8 protein-coding genes, 1 rRNA gene and 4 pseudogenes are annotated in these 15,163 nt (G+C 53.0%); 4 read left to right on the top strand and 9 right to left on the bottom strand.

Going from position 1 to position 15,163, the window contains the following annotated elements; all coding sequences use genetic code 11:
• Nucleotides 1-46 precede the first annotated feature (46 nt).
• Both KWG61_RS04590 and KWG61_RS04585 read left to right on the top strand, forming a co-directional pair.
• Nucleotides 47-1,060, top strand: coding sequence for an NAD(P)H-hydrate epimerase (locus KWG61_RS04590; protein ID WP_242745075.1), 1,014 nt, complete (start codon nt 47-49; stop codon nt 1,058-1,060).
• Nucleotides 964-1,827: an NAD(P)H-hydrate dehydratase gene (locus tag KWG61_RS04585; protein WP_367614329.1), complete on the top strand. Its 864-nt coding sequence runs from the start codon at nt 964-966 to the stop codon at nt 1,825-1,827. The genes KWG61_RS04590 and KWG61_RS04585 overlap by 97 nt, the downstream gene beginning before the upstream one ends.
• Nucleotides 1,828-1,923: 96 nt before the next feature.
• Here the strand turns inward: KWG61_RS04585 and KWG61_RS04580 are convergent, their stop codons facing one another.
• The 3 genes and pseudogenes from KWG61_RS04580 to KWG61_RS04570 all read right to left on the bottom strand — a co-directional run bounded on the left by KWG61_RS04580 (nt 1,924) and on the right by KWG61_RS04570 (nt 4,212).
• A complete protein-coding gene (locus tag KWG61_RS04580; RefSeq protein ID WP_230267275.1) occupies nt 1,924-2,268 on the bottom strand; it encodes a hypothetical protein in 345 nt (114 codons plus the stop codon).
• A complete protein-coding gene (locus KWG61_RS04575) occupies nt 2,246-2,530 on the bottom strand; it encodes a hypothetical protein (RefSeq protein WP_230267276.1) in 285 nt (94 codons plus the stop codon). Before KWG61_RS04575 ends, KWG61_RS04580 begins: the two co-directional genes overlap by 23 nt.
• A gap of 223 nt (nt 2,531-2,753) precedes the next feature.
• Nucleotides 2,754-4,212: pseudogene (locus tag KWG61_RS04570) on the bottom strand (DUF1846 domain-containing protein).
• A gap of 256 nt (nt 4,213-4,468) precedes the next feature.
• Between KWG61_RS04570 and KWG61_RS04565 the strand changes: the two are divergent.
• Nucleotides 4,469-5,794: pseudogene (locus KWG61_RS04565) on the top strand (ATP-dependent DNA helicase RecQ); the annotation flags it as partial.
• 142 nt (nt 5,795-5,936) lie between these two features.
• Nucleotides 5,937-6,335, top strand: coding sequence for an HRDC domain-containing protein (locus tag KWG61_RS04560; RefSeq protein WP_242745074.1), 399 nt, complete (start codon nt 5,937-5,939; stop codon nt 6,333-6,335).
• Between the two features lie 262 nt (nt 6,336-6,597).
• On the opposite strand, the pseudogene dapD reads toward KWG61_RS04560, so the two are convergent.
• The 6 genes and pseudogenes from dapD to KWG61_RS04530 all read right to left on the bottom strand — a co-directional run bounded on the left by dapD (nt 6,598) and on the right by KWG61_RS04530 (nt 15,162).
• Nucleotides 6,598-7,280: pseudogene (dapD, locus tag KWG61_RS04555) on the bottom strand (2,3,4,5-tetrahydropyridine-2,6-dicarboxylate N-acetyltransferase).
• Nucleotides 7,277-7,990: a 4-hydroxy-tetrahydrodipicolinate reductase gene (dapB, locus tag KWG61_RS04550; RefSeq protein WP_230267280.1), complete on the bottom strand. Its 714-nt coding sequence runs from the start codon at nt 7,988-7,990 to the stop codon at nt 7,277-7,279. The pseudogene dapD and the gene dapB overlap by 4 nt, the downstream one beginning before the upstream one ends.
• Nucleotides 7,987-8,834 (bottom strand): annotated as a pseudogene (gene dapA, locus KWG61_RS04545) (4-hydroxy-tetrahydrodipicolinate synthase). Before dapA ends, dapB begins: the two are co-directional and overlap by 4 nt.
• Nucleotides 8,835-9,345: 511 nt before the next feature.
• Entirely contained in the window at nt 9,346-9,801 is a 456-nt protein-coding gene (locus KWG61_RS04540; protein WP_242745073.1) for a hypothetical protein, read from the bottom strand.
• Between the two features lie 74 nt (nt 9,802-9,875).
• Nucleotides 9,876-12,746: ribosomal RNA gene (locus KWG61_RS04535) — 23S ribosomal RNA — on the bottom strand.
• A 526-nt stretch (nt 12,747-13,272) separates the two neighbouring features.
• The gene (locus tag KWG61_RS04530) at nt 13,273-15,162 is read right to left on the bottom strand and encodes an alpha-N-acetylglucosaminidase C-terminal domain-containing protein (RefSeq protein ID WP_242745072.1); all 1,890 of its coding nucleotides are present in this window, start codon (nt 15,160-15,162) and stop codon (nt 13,273-13,275) included.
• Nucleotide 15,163: the final 1 nt, after the last annotated feature.

Genomic DNA, 15,163 nt, shown 5'->3' with positions numbered 1-15,163 from the left:
TAGAGATACCGGTAGAATTTATGGAAGCTAAAGGAGGATGAGCCCTTTGATTACCCAGTATGTCGCCACGGCCAGGCAGGCCCGCGAGGCCGATCATCAGGCGATCGACGGCCTGAAAATTCCATCCCTCATTTTGATGGAAAACGCCGCCCAGAGCGTCTGTCGATCCATACAGAAGCACGATTTTTCCAAGGACGCAAAACGCATTCTGATTGTATGCGGTCCGGGAAACAACGGCGCCGACGGTCTGGCCTGCGCCCGGATTCTGCTGCTTCAAAATCGCGCGGTTCGCGTCTTCGTTAACCTCGATACACTCTCGGGCGATGGAAAAATCCAGCTGCAGGCACTCGCCGAGCTGGCCATAAGCAACGCCTGCAGTCTGACGTGTCTCTTTGTAAACAAGGCGCTCGAAAGAAAAGGCCAGCTCTGGCGCTTTGACGCCGGAGCAAAGACGGACGCAGAAAAACCAGACGACGCAGACAATTCAGACAAGGAAACTCTGGAGAATCTGAAGACTCTGGACAGGAATTCAGGCGAAAATTCAGAGGGTGCCTTTGCGGCTTATGGACTCGATCGTCTTCCCTCTCAGATCGTCCCGCTTCTCAACACGTTAAAAGAGGAAGCAGAGCATGCGGATCTTCTGGTCGATGCCCTGTTTGGAAACGGACTCAACCGGACGCTGCAGGCACCGTTTTGCGACTACGTGAATCTGCTGAACAAAGCGAAAACGCCGATCGTTTCCATCGATGTCCCCTCGGGCATCGACGGCACGACAGGCAAAGTTCTCGGCAGTGCCATTCGGGCGGATTTAACCGTTGCGCTGGACTGCCTCAAGTGGGGTCTGCTTTTAAACAACGGACCGGCCCATGCCGGATCGATCGAAATCGCCGACATCGGCATTCCCGCCTTTCTGCACGAAAAAGCCGCCGAGCCAAAGCTGTTCACCCGCAAGGACGCGCTTGAATATCTCCCCGTCGTTCCAATTTTTCCCACAAGGGTACGTTTGGCAAGCTGCTGCTCTGCGGCGGCAGTGCGCGCATGCAGGGGGCGATTTGCATGAGCGCCAAAGCCGCGTTTTCAAGCGGATGCGGTACGCTCACCCTGTTTACCCCCAAAGACGCCGCGAAAGCCATTGCCGCCAAAATGGATCTGGCCATGATTTTACGGGCCGATCAGGATGCGGAAGGCTGGTTTGCGCCCGGCTCCGCCAAGCTGCTTTCAACGGCAATCGATCGCTGCGATGTGATCGGCGCCGGCAATGGCATGGGCACCGGTCTGGGTGCGCAGGAAGTCGTCCAGGAAGTTCTCAAAGCCGACAGGCCGTGTGTTCTCGACGCGGACGCGATCAATATCCTTTCTCTGGATAACCACATTCAATGGCTGGACGCGCATGACGAACCGATTATTCTCACGCCCCATCTGATGGAATTTGCGCGTCTCGTTCACGCCCCGCTTGAACAGGTAGAAAGCGATCCGCTGACGCTCGCGCAGGACTTCTGCGCGAAGCATCCGCAAGTGACGCTCGTGCTCAAATCGGATTTCACGCTCGTCTGCTCCCAGAATTCGCACTTTGTGATTCATCGTCCCGACTCCGCACTGGCCAAGGGCGGAAGCGGCGATGCGCTCTGCGGCATCATCAGCGGTCTGCTTTCCGCCGGACTCAAGCCCGACCAGGCAGCCGTTCTTGGGGCCTGGATTCATAACGAAAGCGCCAGAGCCGCCAGATCGCCCTGGAGCTTCTCTCCGGAAAAGCTGATCGACGCGCTGGAAGATACGTTTCACTCACTCGAGTGCGAACAGCACGAAGCCGATCGATCCGTCCTTTAACAAAGACGGTTTCTCAGGCCTATCTAAAAATCAAAAACTGGATGGTTCTGCAGCGTATGCAGAGGCCATCCAGTTTTTGGTTAAAGAGATATTGCTTTATTTGTGAAGCGGGCGAAGCTCCAGTTCGAGATAGTAAAGAAGCGGATCGAACATTTTCGTATTGAAGGCGTACGCCCAGTAATTTTCGGTACCGTTTCGCTCTTCTTCGCTGTCCCAGTCGTTATCCCAGCGCGCAAGAATGCGCTCTTTCTGTTCTGATGTGACTTCGGCACTGCCCATGAACTCCAGACAGTTTTCAAGCGACGTTTCTTCACGAAACGGCGAGCAGCTAAGCTGCGGAACGTCTTCCCTGAGACAAGCGATGACACTCTGCGCCAGCTCTTCATCGCGTGTGGAGACGACGGCGCGCAGCGTGAGATTAAAGCGCGGTGTCGAGGACATAGGCGGCCAGCTTTTCAATATTGGTGTCGTTGACTTTGGAGAAAATCTTGCCCATGGAGAAGTTCAGAACCGCTACCGGAATTTCATCATTTTCTCTGGCGATGGTAAACGTACCGATCGCGTCTCCATAAAAGACGTCGAAGACGTAGACGGTTCTTTCGCCGTCTTTTTCTTCAGAGCGAAGCTCCGCCTTGAAATCTTCCTTATTTTTCAGAATATTGCGAACCGCATTGGCTGCGGTCAGAGATACTTTCTTAGCCATTTTCTTTCTCTCTTTCTTTTTCTCGTGGACGAAACGCATCAGCCGATCATACAGGTGCTCAAATTCGCTGAAAACGTCCAGATTCTGTTTTCATTTTAACTAAGCCTTTTACCCGATTCAACCAGAGGCCAAAGACAAAGCCGGTCCGGCGCAGGGACGGATCGGCTTGAGTGTGTAAAATCGGAGAACCGATCGAAATCGATTCAGAAATATCGGGATGGTTCTAGCGCTTCTGCGGTTCGTAGGTAACCTGAATGCCCAGCGAATTGTAGGTGTTCAGATCCGTATCGGCCAGATCGCCGCAGATGTGCGCCTGGGTTCCGCGCAGCTTGGGCAGCTGTTCGAGCGCCATGGCGGCTTCCGGATTGTTCTGAGCCGAGAGCGACAGGGCGATCAGCGTTTCAAACGTGTGAAGGCGCGGGTTGATGGAACCCATGTATTCGGTTTTGAGATTCTGGATTGGGCGGAAGGCTTCCGGTTCAATGAGCAGGTGGGAATCTTCAATACCGGCCAGTTTCTTAATGGCGTTCATCACCAGACCGGCGGACGGACCCATGAAATCGTTATTGGCTGAGCCGATCATTGTGCCGTCATCCAGCTCCAGAGCGCCGCAGGGCACTTTACGAACGGCAGCACGGTCACGGGCGGCTTTGACGCATTTGCGGTCTTCCGGCGTGATCTGGCATTTCTGCAGAAGCATTTCCTGACGCTGCAGTTCATCCTGACCGCATTCGTCGAGCAGGAAGCGGGTGCGGCTTGCAAAATAGCGGCGGACAATTTCCTGAATAGCGGCTTCGCGCACGGCCTGGTCATCGTAAATGCAGAAACCGACCATGTTGACGCCCATATCCGTCGGGGAATTGTAAGGAGACGAGCCGTAAATTTCTTCAAACATCTTTTTGAGAACCGGGAAAATTTCAATGTCGCGGTTGTAGTTGATGGCGACTTTGCCGTACGCCTCGAAATGGAACGGGTCGATCATGTTCTTGTCATCGAGATCGGCAGTCGCCGCTTCATACGCTTCATTGACCGGATGATTCAGCGGCAGCGACCATACCGGGAACGTTTCAAACTTGGCGTAGCCCGCTTTGATGCCGCGCTGGTTTTCATGGTAAAGCTGGGAAAGACATGTTGCCATTTTTCCCGAACCGGGACCTGGCGCCGTAACGACAACGAGCTGACGCTCGGTTTCGATGTAGTCGTTCTTGCCAAAACCGTCCTTGGAAATAATGTGGCGGGTATCCGTTGGATAGCCTTCAATTACATAGTGGTAGTACACCTTGATGTTTTTCTTGTGCAGCTGGCGTTTCAGTTTCTGGGCACTCTTCTGTCCGGAATACTGGGTAATTACGACCGAGCTGACAAAAGGCCGGCTTTCTGGAACTCTTCAATCAGACGAAGAACGTCCTGATCGTAGGAAATCTGCAGGTCCTCACGGATTTTCGCCGCTTCAATATCCTTGGCGGAAATGGCGATGACCACTTCGGCTTCATCCTTTAATTCCAGCAGCATCTGCAGCTTGGAATCCGGCTGGAATCCCGGCAGAACGCGGCTCGCGTGAAAATCATCAAAAGCTTTCCTCCGAATTCGAGGTACAGCTTGCCTCCAAAAGAATCAATCCGCTTTCGAATCTGATCGGACTGAATTTTCAAATATTCATTATTATCAAAACCCTGTTTCATGTTTTCGCCTCCCGTTTTCAGCTTGATTGTAGCACAAGAAAAGAGTGCTGATTTTCTGGAAAGTCTGTGTGCCCTTTCCTGCGTCCATCCGCTTGAATCTGCCCTTTTTTCGCCTCGTGTAAAGCCGAAGCCGTCTGTCGACGGCAGGCTTCCGGGGCCGGACTTGAAAGGTTCATCTTTCGTTGTCACAATATCGGAAGACCATGAACAACCGTACCTATCCGCCGATTCATAAGGCGCTGAAAAATATTATGGCTATGACGAATTCCGTCCGGGACAGATCGATCTGATCTGCGCGCTCTTAGACGGCCGCGATGTGCTGGGCATTATGCCGACCGGCGCAGGCAAGTCGGTGTGCTACCAGATCCCGGCGGTTTTTCTTCCGGGAATCACGCTGGTCATTTCGCCGCTGATCTCGCTGATGAAAGACCAGGTTGCCGCGCTGAACCAGGCCGGCATTCCCGCCGCGTTTCTGAACAGCTCGCTCAATTCCGGCCAGTATCGCAAAGCCCTCTATTTCGCTTCGCAGGGCCGCTACAAAATCATTTATGTGGCACCGGAACGTCTGTTAACGCCCGCCTTTTTAAACTTTGCGCAGTCGATGAACATTTCCATGATCGCGGTCGATGAAGCGCACTGCGTGTCGCAGTGGGGCCAGAACTTCCGTCCCAGCTATCTCGACATTGCCGAATTCGCGCAGAAGCTGCCGAAACGCCCGATTCTCGCGGCGTTTACCGCCACAGCCACCGGACCGGTCAAGGACGATATCCTTCACATGTTAAATCTGAAGGATCCAAAACTTCTCGTCACCGGTTTTGACCGGCCAAACCTGTATTTTGAAGTGCAGCAGCCCCGCGACAAGATGAAAGCCATCCAGTATTATCTTGAGGAGCATCCCGGCCAGAGCGGCATCATCTACTGCCAGACACGCAAGGAAACCGAAGAAGTCGCGCAGGCGCTCTGCGAAGCCGGCTTCCCATGCACCCGCTATCATGCCGGACTCGATGATACGGAACGCTCCCGCAACCAGGACGATTTCCAGTTTGACAGGGTTCCGCTCATTGCGGCGACCTCCGCGTTTGGCATGGGCATCAACAAGTCGAACGTGCGCTTTGTCATTCACTATTCCCTGCCCCAGTCGCTTGAAAACTACTATCAGGAAGCGGGCCGTGCCGGACGCGACGGCGCTCCGGCGGAATGCATTTTACTGTTCGCGCCGGCCGACATCATGGTCAGCAAGTTTCTGATTGAATGCTCCAACGAAGACAATCCCGATCAGGAGCGGCGCGATCTGCACCGTCTGAACCAGATGGTCGACTACTGCAAGACGACCGCCTGCCTGCGCGCGACCATTCTTTCCTATTTTGGCGAAACGTCTGCGGGCACCTGCGACAACTGTTCCAACTGCAAAGGCGAATGGGAAGACGAAGACATTTCCCAGGAAGCGGCGAAAATTTCCAAGGCGATCGACGCGATGCCCCGCGCCTACGGTCTCAATACCGTGCGCGATTTTCTTGCCGGCGCCAGTACGAAAAAATCCGGGAAGCGTATCTCGATCACGTCGAAGGCTACGGCAGTCTGAAAAATCTGTCGAAAGAGCAGATTGCCTCGCTTCTCGAAAGTCTGATCATGAAAGGCTATCTGCAGCGCTCATCCGATCGCTGGCAGGTCATTTACGGCAGCCGTAAACTCCGCGAAGATTTAAAAAGGGCACACTGATTACGATGCGCCGTCCCAAACGGCACTCCCTGCCGGAAGGCTCGCGGACGGGCACAAACCGTTCCGCCAGCCGGTCCGCACTTTCGAATACTTCGCGTTCAATTGCCTCTTCCCTCTCTTCCCCTGGCGATTCTGCCGACGCGTTCGATACCGCTCTCTTTGACCGGCTCCGACAGAAGCGACTGGATCTAGCCAAAGCCCGCGGTCTTCCGCCGTATATCATTTTCTCGGATGCCACGCTCATGGCGATGGCACGGGAAATGCCGCTTTCCGAAGACGAATTCATGGCCATCAACGGGGTCGGCCAGATCAAGTTCGAACGGTATGGAAAAGCCTTCCTCGGCGTCATTCAGGACTTCCTTTCCAAAGACGCGGGCGAAACCGGCACGGACACCGACAACTGATCCCAAAAAGCAGGAAGCGAATAAACAAAGAACAGAAAAACGAAGCGCTCTCGAAAGCCGGGGACAGACATCCAAGTCGTTCGCTCTTTTGAAGCCGCTTCGTTTTCTTTTGTTTTCGTAATCTTATTTCGTAATCTTACTGGTTTTTATTTGAAGATCTGGGATTTTTCCAATTCACGCAGCCAGGTCACATGACGGAAGATTTGCCTGCGACAAAACGCTCTCTATTCCGCAAACGTCCTCTAAATCTAAAGCGCTATCGCTATAAAGTGCGCAGGGCGTCGACCAGAGCCGTTTTTGCGGCGGCCTTTTCATCTTTCTGCTTGATGATTCGAGCCGGGCAGCCGGCAACGACCGCATAGGGCGGGACATCTTCAATGACGATCGCCCCGGCGGCAACAACCGCATCGTGTCCGATGCGTACGCCTTCGATCACGACCGCGTTGGCCCCGATCAAAACGTTGTCTTCCACGACAACCGGAACGGCGCTTGCCGGTTCAATTACACCGGCAAGAACGGCGCCGGCACCGATATGACAGTGCGCGCCGACGGTTGCACGCCCGCCCAGAATGGCGCCCATGTCGATCATCGTTCCTTCACCGACGATTGCGCCAATGTTCAGGATGGCACCCATCATAATGACAGCGTTTTTTCGATCGTTACCCCTTCGCGGATCAGCGCGCCCGGTTCAATGCGCGCGTCGATTTCCTTGAAGTCCAGCAGCGGGATCGCCGAATTGCGCCGGTCAAATTCCACGACGCAGTCTTCCAGCTCTTCGGCATGGGCCTCCAAAATCGGCGCGATCGTTTTCCATTCGCCAAAAACGATGTTTCCAAACGTACGGCAGCCGGGAAAATCGATTTCTCTGGCGGCTTTGTAGTAGACGCGGACCGGGGATTTCTTTTCCGAGGTCGCGATGCGTTCAATGATTTCCTGCGCGTTCACGAACGGTCTCCGATCAGCTCTTTCATCGAATACAGACCGGTCGGTTTGTTTTCCATGAATTCGGCAGCATCGAGTGCGCCATTGACAAAGATCTGACGATTTTGCGCGCTGTGGGAAATTCGAATCGTTTCCTGATCGCCCAGAAACAGAATTTCATGATCGCCGGCGGCGCTTCCGCCACGCAGCGCGTGAATGCCGATTTCCTTCTTGCGCGGACCCGGTTTTCCATGCCGGCCAAAGACATGTTCGTATTCGTTTTGCGGATCGATGGCTTCCAGTAAAGACAGCGCCGTTCCGCTGGGCGCGTCGGCTTTCTGGCTGTGATGGAGTTCAACGATTTCCTTATCCCACGAGTCCAGAATAGCGGCTGCACGCGCAGCCAGATCCTTGAGGACGGCTACACCCAGCGAATAGTTGGACGAAAAGAAGACCGGACGTGTTTTCGCTTCGTCTTCAATGCGCTCAAGCTGTTCGTCTGTATAGCCGGTCGTTCCCAGAACCAGAGCGGTACTGGGATTTGCGGCCTGTTCCAGAATGAAATCCAGATTGTTCGGATGGGAAAAATCGATGATCAGATCGAGATCCTCCCTGGCCGCCAGTACGCGATCCGGATCCAGGCAATCGCCCATGACGACGTCATGACCGCGGCGCTTGGCTTCTTCTTTTAGCAGGGAGCCCATGCGTCCCTGTCCGATAACGGCGATTTTCATAACAGACCCGCCTCTTTCATGCTTGCGGCGAGCGCTTCGCGGTTCTTTTCGTCCATCGGGCAAAGCGGCAGACGGTATCCGCCGACACCCATGCCCATCAGGTTCATAGCTTCCTTTACCGGAATCGGATTGACTTCAATAAAGAGCTTGTGGATCAGATCAAGATAGCGCAGCTGCAGATCCAGGGATTTTTCACATCGCCATCCAGGAACGCCCGGACCAGATCGTGCGTTTCTTCCGGCAAAATATCCGCGAGAACGCTGATGACGCCCGAGGCGCCCAGCGACAGCATTGGCACGATGATGTCGTCGTTTCCCGAATACATCTTGAAATCTTCACCGACGAATTTCGCGATGTTCATCGCGTAGGACAGGCTGCCGCTGGCTTCCTTAATGCCCTGAATCATCGGATGGTGCGAGAGCTCTTCCACGACATCGACCGGAATGTTCACGCCGGTACGGCCGGGAATGTTATAGAGGATGATCGGAATGTTGACGTTGTCCGCACTCAGCTTGAAGTGGTCGATCAGCCCCTGACGGTTGGCCTTATTGTAGTAGGGCGAAATGAGCAGAAGCGCATCCGCACCCATGCGTTCGTATTTCAGCGATTTTTCCAGCTGCGTATGGGAGTCGTTGCTTCCGGCGCCGACAATAATCGGAATGCGGCCGTCCGCCTGTTCGATGGCGACGCGAACGACATCATCGTCTTCCCAGTGTGTCATCGTACTGGATTCGCCTGTGGTGCCCAGAATGAGAATGCCATCGGTTTTATGCGCGATATGCCATTCAATCAGTTCTCTGAGCTTGTCAAAATTTACACTTCCGTTTTCCGAAAACGGTGTGATGAGAGCAACAATGGATCCTTCCGGCAGTTTTTAACATAACGTTCTCCTTGTGTCGGGGCCGACTCCAGTCATGCATCGAACAGAATTCTTACACTGTGCCGTCTTTCCTCCATGAAAAAACGGCGAAGAGTTCTCCGCCGGTACATGCCTATGACCGCCCGATAGCTCTCCTGCATAAGTATGCAGACAGTCTGTCCGATCTTCTCGAAACAGCCCACCTTAAGGCGTGCCCGCCTTTCAGTTCGGCAGATGTGCTCTTTTCTGTTCTCAGACGCCCGCCGGCTCGAACAGAAACGGTCAGATCTGCGACCTCTATCTATGGTCCTTACAATAGACCTTTTTTGAAACCGTTTTGTAAATGCGAAAGAGATTTCTGAAAATAGGATGAAAAATGTCTTTTTCCTCTTACGCTCCTCCAGAACCGGCCTTCAGTCTCTTCGATGCAGCTGCTCCAGAAGGGCATTTTTTCGCTCTTCGCTCACTTCCGGACTGGCGTACACAAAAGCCCAGATCAGTCGAATCGTATTCCAGTCGACCGGAAGCGCGAAAAGTCCATTTTCTCGATCCGTTTTGTGAGCTGTTCGACCGCCTCATTGGTCGGATGGGCCAGAATCCCATTGCCTGCACGCACCCCATCTGCGCGAAGCATTCTGCACTTTTTCCACTTTGTAAAACCTGTCAGCGCCGCGCAAATAATGATGGCGCCCAGACATAGTTCAAAAACAGTCTCTCCCGCACCGTTATAAACGGACAGCGAATACGGGTAGATAAAATACGGGTAGATAAAATACGGGTAGATAAAATACGGGTAGATAAAAAAGACGCCAGAATGTAAAAAGCAAATACCGCCTCTGAATTTTTCTTCTGAACTGCAGAGAAAGCCCCGAAAGATACTGAATTTTCCTTTATCTTTCGGGGGCTTGATATTTCTTAGCTTGCAGAAAATGGGTCTTTCAAAAACAAACATCAGTCTTCCAACATAACGATCTAACGCGATCGTTGGTTTCGTAGTGGCTTCTTGCGTATAGCTTTCTCGAATCTTAGATTAAGCTTTCGACCGATTAGTACTGGCCAACTCCACGAATCGCTTCGCTTCCATCTCCAGCCTATCGCCTTGTCGTCTTCAAGGGGTCTTATATACCGCAGATCTTATCTTGGGCTCGGCTTCGCGCTTAGATGCTTTCAGCGCTTATCCGATCCCTGCTTGGCTGCCCGGCTATGCTACTGGCGTAACAACCGGTGCACCATTGGCAGGTCCATCCCGGTCCTCTCGTACTAAGGACAGCTTCCCTCAGATCTCCTGCGCCCACAACAGATAGGGACCGAACTGTCTCACGACGTTCTGAACCCAGCTCGCGTACCGCTTTAATGGGCGGACAGCCCAACCCTTGGAACCGAATCCAGCTCCAGGATGCGATGAGCCGACATCGAGGTGCCAAACCCCGCCGTCGATGTGAACTCTTGGGCGGGATCAGCCTGTTATCCCCAGGGTAGCTTTTATCCGTTGAGCGACGGCCCTTCCATTCGGCACCGCCGGATCACTAATCCCGACTTTCGTCCCTGCTCGGCTTGTTGGCCTCGCAGTCAGGCGCGCTTATGCATTTACACTCTATATCTGGTTTCCATCCAGACTGAACGCACCTTTGGGCGCCTCCGTTACTCTTTGGGAGGCGACCGCCCCAGTCAAACTGCCCGCCTGGCACTGTCTATGAGTCATCTCTATGTTAGGGCTTCAAATCATCAGGGGCGGTATCCCAACGTCGGCTCCAAGAATACTGGCGTACTCTTTTCTTCGCCTCCCGCCTATCCTGTACATGATCATCCAAAACCCAATACCAGGCTGCAGTAAAGCTCCATGGGGTCTTTCCGTCTAGTTGCGGGTAACCTGCATTTTCACAGGTACTAAGATTTCACCGAGTCTGCTGCCGAGACAGCGCCCAAATCGTTTCACCTTTCGTGCGGGTCAGAACTTACCTGACAAGGAATTTCGCTACCTTAGGACCGTTATAGTTACGGCCGCCGTTCACTGGGGCTTCGGACCACTGCTTCCTCCTTGCGGACTCACAGATCCCCTTAACCTTCCAGCACCGGGCAGGTGTCACCCCATATACTTCGCCTTACGGCTTTGCATAGAGCTGTGTTTTAGTTAAACAGTCGCTTGGGCCTTTTCACTGCGGCTCTCTCGAGCGCCCCTTCTTGCGAACGTACGGGGCCATTTTGCCGAGTTCCTTGGCAACAGTTCTCTCGCTCACCTTACAATTCTCTTGCCGCCCACCTGTGTCGGTTTTGGTACGGGCCAAGATAAAGTATCGCTAGAAGCTTTTCTTGAAAGCCGCTCCATGTGCTTCGCTACTTTCCAAGGATTTCGCTTACCTCTAACGCTCTGTACCTCTCGGTCCGGATTTGCCTGGACCGGTACTGCCGCGCTTCGCCCTCAATCCATTAAGAGGGTCACACTTCCCGTCTTTGTCACTCCATCGCCTTTATCTCAGGTGCAGGAATCTTCGCCTGCTTTCCATCTGCTTCGCCTGTCGGCTGCGCATTAGGTCCCGACTGACCCGGGGCGGACGAACCTTCCCCGGAATCCTTGGGCTTTCGGTGTGCAGGATTCTCACCTGCATCTCGCTACTCACACCGGCATTCTCACTTCCATGTCCTCCACATCCCCTTACGGTAATGCTTCCACGAACATGCAACGCTCCCCTACCACTAAATACTTCAGTACTTAATCCGCGCTTTCGGCAGACAGCTTAGCCCCGGTACATTTTCGGCGCAGGGCCACTCGACTAGTGAGCTGTTACGCACTCTTTCAAGGATGGCTGCTTCTGAGCCAACCTCCTAGTTGTCCGTGCGTCCCCACATCCTTTTCCACTGAGCTGTCATTTTGGGGCCTTAAACGGCGGTCTGGGCTGTTTCCCTCTTGAGCACGGACCTTATCACCCGCACTCTGACTGCCAACGACTTCCCGCTGCGGCATTCGTAAGTTTGATTCCATTCAGTACCCCGGGATGGGGCCATCATGAATTCAGCGCTCTACCTCCGCAGCCATAACATTGACGCTAGCCCTAAAGCTATTTCGGGGAGAACCAGCTATCTCCGGGTTCGATTGGAATTTCTCCGCCAGCCACAGGTCATCCGCCAGCTTTTCAACGATGGTCGGTTCGGTCCTCCACAAAGTTTCACCTCTGCTTCAACCTGCCCATGGCTAGATCACCCGGTTTCGGGTCTGCTCCTGACTACTTGCCGCCCTCTTAAGACTCGCTTTCGCTTCGGCTTCGCGTTTTCCCGCTTAACCTTGCATTCAAAAGCAACTCGCCGGTTCATTCTACAAAGGCACGCCATCACCCTTGGTCGGGCTCTGACTTCTTGCAGGCATACGGTTTCAGGTTCTCTTTCACTCCGCTTGCGCGGTTCTTTTCACCTTTCCCTCACGGTACTCTTCTCTATCGCTCACTCTTACTTATTTAGCCTTGGCGGATGGTCCCGCCTGCTTCCAACAGGATTTCACGTGTCCCGTTGTACTCAGGATTCCGCTCCTTACTCGACTCGCTTGCCGGTACAGGGATTTCACCTTCTCTGTCCGCGCTTTCCATCGCGTTCCCGTTCGCTCGTCTTTCATTTCCAGCGGTCCTACAACCCCATATCGCTATGGTTTGGGCTCTTTCCTTTCGCTCGCCGCTACTCGGAAAATCACTTTTGTTTTCTTTTCCTCCGGCTACTTAGATGTTTCAGTTCACCGGGTTTCTCTCCATTTGCATGGATGGCTGGCTATAAAACCAGCCGGGTTCCCCCATTCGGATATCCGTGTGTCGTCGCTTCCCTGACAGCTCGGCACGGCTTTTCGCAGCCTGGCGCGTCCTTCATCATTCAAGAGTGGCAAGGCATCCTCCGTACGCCCTTCCTTGCTTGATCTAGTTCTCTAACTTTGGTTCTAGTTATGCTTGTTTCGAGATTTTTCTATTTCGTAAGAACTGTTCCACTAACTGTTTCCAACTTTCGGTTAAATCTTTATTACTCTTCAACTTTTCGTTAGACCTTCTGTTATGTCTTCTTACTGATGCTCGTTTTTCAAAGATCCATTTTTCCCTGTCCTCGATGGACAGGATTTGTCTTGTGAATATTTATTGTTCCCTCACAAGGCTCATTTAGTTTATCATGGCTTTTGATCGCGTCAACTCTTTTTGTGAATATTTTTAATATTTTCACTTTATGAATTTTATGCGATAGATAAAGTCCTTTTTCGACTTTTCAAAAGTTCTCTTTCGAAAAGCGCTCCGTTAGAATAGCATGCCCTCTCTCCGGACGCAAGTTTTATTTGTGATTTTTTCGTTCAGCTTCACATAGGATTTTTGGGACAAAACGCAGGAAAGGCGCCCGTCCTGATGTGCTCAGGATGGGCGCCTTTATTCGAAAAGATATTGTTTTTCGATTGGAAAAATCAGTCCGGATTCAGACTTGCCAGCGCTTCTTTGTCGGGGAGAAGACGCAGATCGAGAAGGCTTGAATGGAGTGCTTTGGCCGCATCGTCGATTTGCTTCTGTGAAGACGCGTGACGAATAAGAGCCTTGCCCGCGTTCAGGATAGACGTGAATTCTTCCTGACCGGCTGAAGCATAGTCTGTAAGATCAAGTGCTTCGGCTTTATCGCAGAGAGTCTCCAGGAGTGAATAGTCAAAGACAAGGGACGGATCGTCTTTTCTCTGCAGTCCATCGAGAGCGGGCTGCAGGGCTCTGGCCATCGCATCGACATCCTTCTGTCTGGAGCGTGGGAGATTTCTTACGATGGCATCCAGAGCGTTCTGAACGTCTTCAAAATTCGCGTAGTCATCCGGATCGAGAGCGTCCGCTTCCTGAACCAGAGCGTCGAGCGCGGTGTAGTCGGCAAAGATGGCTTCCAGCTGATCCAGAGCGTCTTCCAGTCGGGTGCAGGCTGCATCCACTTCTTCCTGGGACGCTTCGGGGTTGACGTAAACGACGTTGACATCGGTCAGAGCAGTGTTGAACGCAGCCCAGGCTTCGGCGTCGTAATCGGAGGCAATCAGCGACTGGGCCTGTTTCATCAGCGTATCGAGGCGGGAGAAATCTGTAGGAACAACGAGTTCGCCAATCGTGTACGTCAGCTTCGTTCCATTGGAAAGGGTGAGCAGAATCTGATCGTCCTTTTCCAGAAGATCCTCGTCGTCAAGGGTCTTCGAACCGCGGGTGATGGCAATTGTGGAACCCTCAGGCATGATCACGTTGGAAAGGAAGACTGCTTTCGTAGTCTGTACGGGAACTTTAGAAATCTTATGCGTTCCGGTATCGATCGTGTACATGTAGCTGACGAGAGAATCGACCGGCTTATTGAGCGAGCAGCTGGTAACGAAACGATTGTAGAGAGCTTTGACATCGCCGCTCGGTTCATTGGAGTAGACGGTATCGCTGCGGCAGAAATTCCAGGCGAAGCGATAGGATTCCTTGCTGCTCATATTTTCTACACTGCACGTCTGGTCGCCATGAATATCCTTGCTCAGACGGTCAATCCACGTGGTCCACCGTGCACCGTAATAGTCTTTGAGCAGACCGCCGTATTCGCGGTTGGCGTAATCGTAAACGCCCCAGGTGTAGTACGGTGCCCAGGTCGTGATCAGACCGCGCGCATTCATTTCATAAATACGCTTCGTGAAATCATCTTCGCTTTCGCCGGCTTTTCTGGACGGCTCGAGCCAGTTTCCAAGCATCGAGTTTTTGTTCGAGTTGAGCACCTGTTCCTGCAAATCCAGAAGGTCGAGGAACTCAGCAGACGCCTGATCAAACTCGGATACGTTCCTGTTTCGGTAGGCCGATGTGAATTCCTGATAAACCGGGTAGGCGCTGTTGGCGACGCACTGGCGAAGCAGCGTATTCACATCGAACTGATAGCCTTCGCTCGTTTTGAAGCGGTCATAGTCCTTCATCAGCAACGTAAGGGCGTTTTCAAACTGCGCAATATTGTAGTGACGGTCAAACGAACCGTTTGGCGCTGCCTTGGACGCATCAAAGTGCGGCATGGCGCAGAAGATGGATTCTGGCGGTGTCTTGAAGTATTCAAGATCGGAGTAGGCGGTATTCAGAAGAATTTTCCATGCCGCTTTGGCGTCCGTCGTTACCGCACCGTAGCGGCGCTCGATGTAGCTGTCGAGCCACTTTTCCACATCGATGTCTTCGCTTTCCCACATCATTTCGCCCCAGAGATCGTATTTCGCCGGATCGTTGCCCGTACCTTCCGGAGCGATGCCCATGCCGACCATGTGGCTGGTGCCCTTGCGGACACGGCCTGGAATCTGGGCGATTTTTTCAGGTTGCCGCAAA

The organism is Allobaculum sp. Allo2, assembly GCF_022701175.1.
GTDB classification, from domain to species: domain Bacteria; phylum Bacillota_I; class Bacilli_A; order Erysipelotrichales; family Erysipelotrichaceae; genus Allobaculum; species Allobaculum fili.
The sequence above is the reverse complement of the archived record's forward strand: the minus strand, read 5'-3'. Positions and strand labels throughout refer to the sequence as shown.

Bases quoted from the DNA above. Each gene is read 5' to 3' on its own strand.
- KWG61_RS04580 (WP_230267275.1), bottom strand. From the start codon at position 2,268: ATGTCCTCGACACCGCGCTTTAATCTCACGCTGCGCGCCGTCGTCTCC.
- KWG61_RS04575 (WP_230267276.1), bottom strand. From the start codon at position 2,530: ATGGCTAAGAAAGTATCTCTGACCGCAGCCAATGCGGTTCGCAATATT.
- KWG61_RS04540 (WP_242745073.1), bottom strand. From the start codon at position 9,801: ATGTTTGTTTTTGAAAGACCCATTTTCTGCAAGCTAAGAAATATCAAG.
- dapB (WP_230267280.1), bottom strand. From the start codon at position 7,990: ATGAAAATCGCCGTTATCGGACAGGGACGCATGGGCTCCCTGCTAAAA.
- KWG61_RS04560 (WP_242745074.1), top strand. From the start codon at position 5,937: ATGCGCCGTCCCAAACGGCACTCCCTGCCGGAAGGCTCGCGGACGGGC.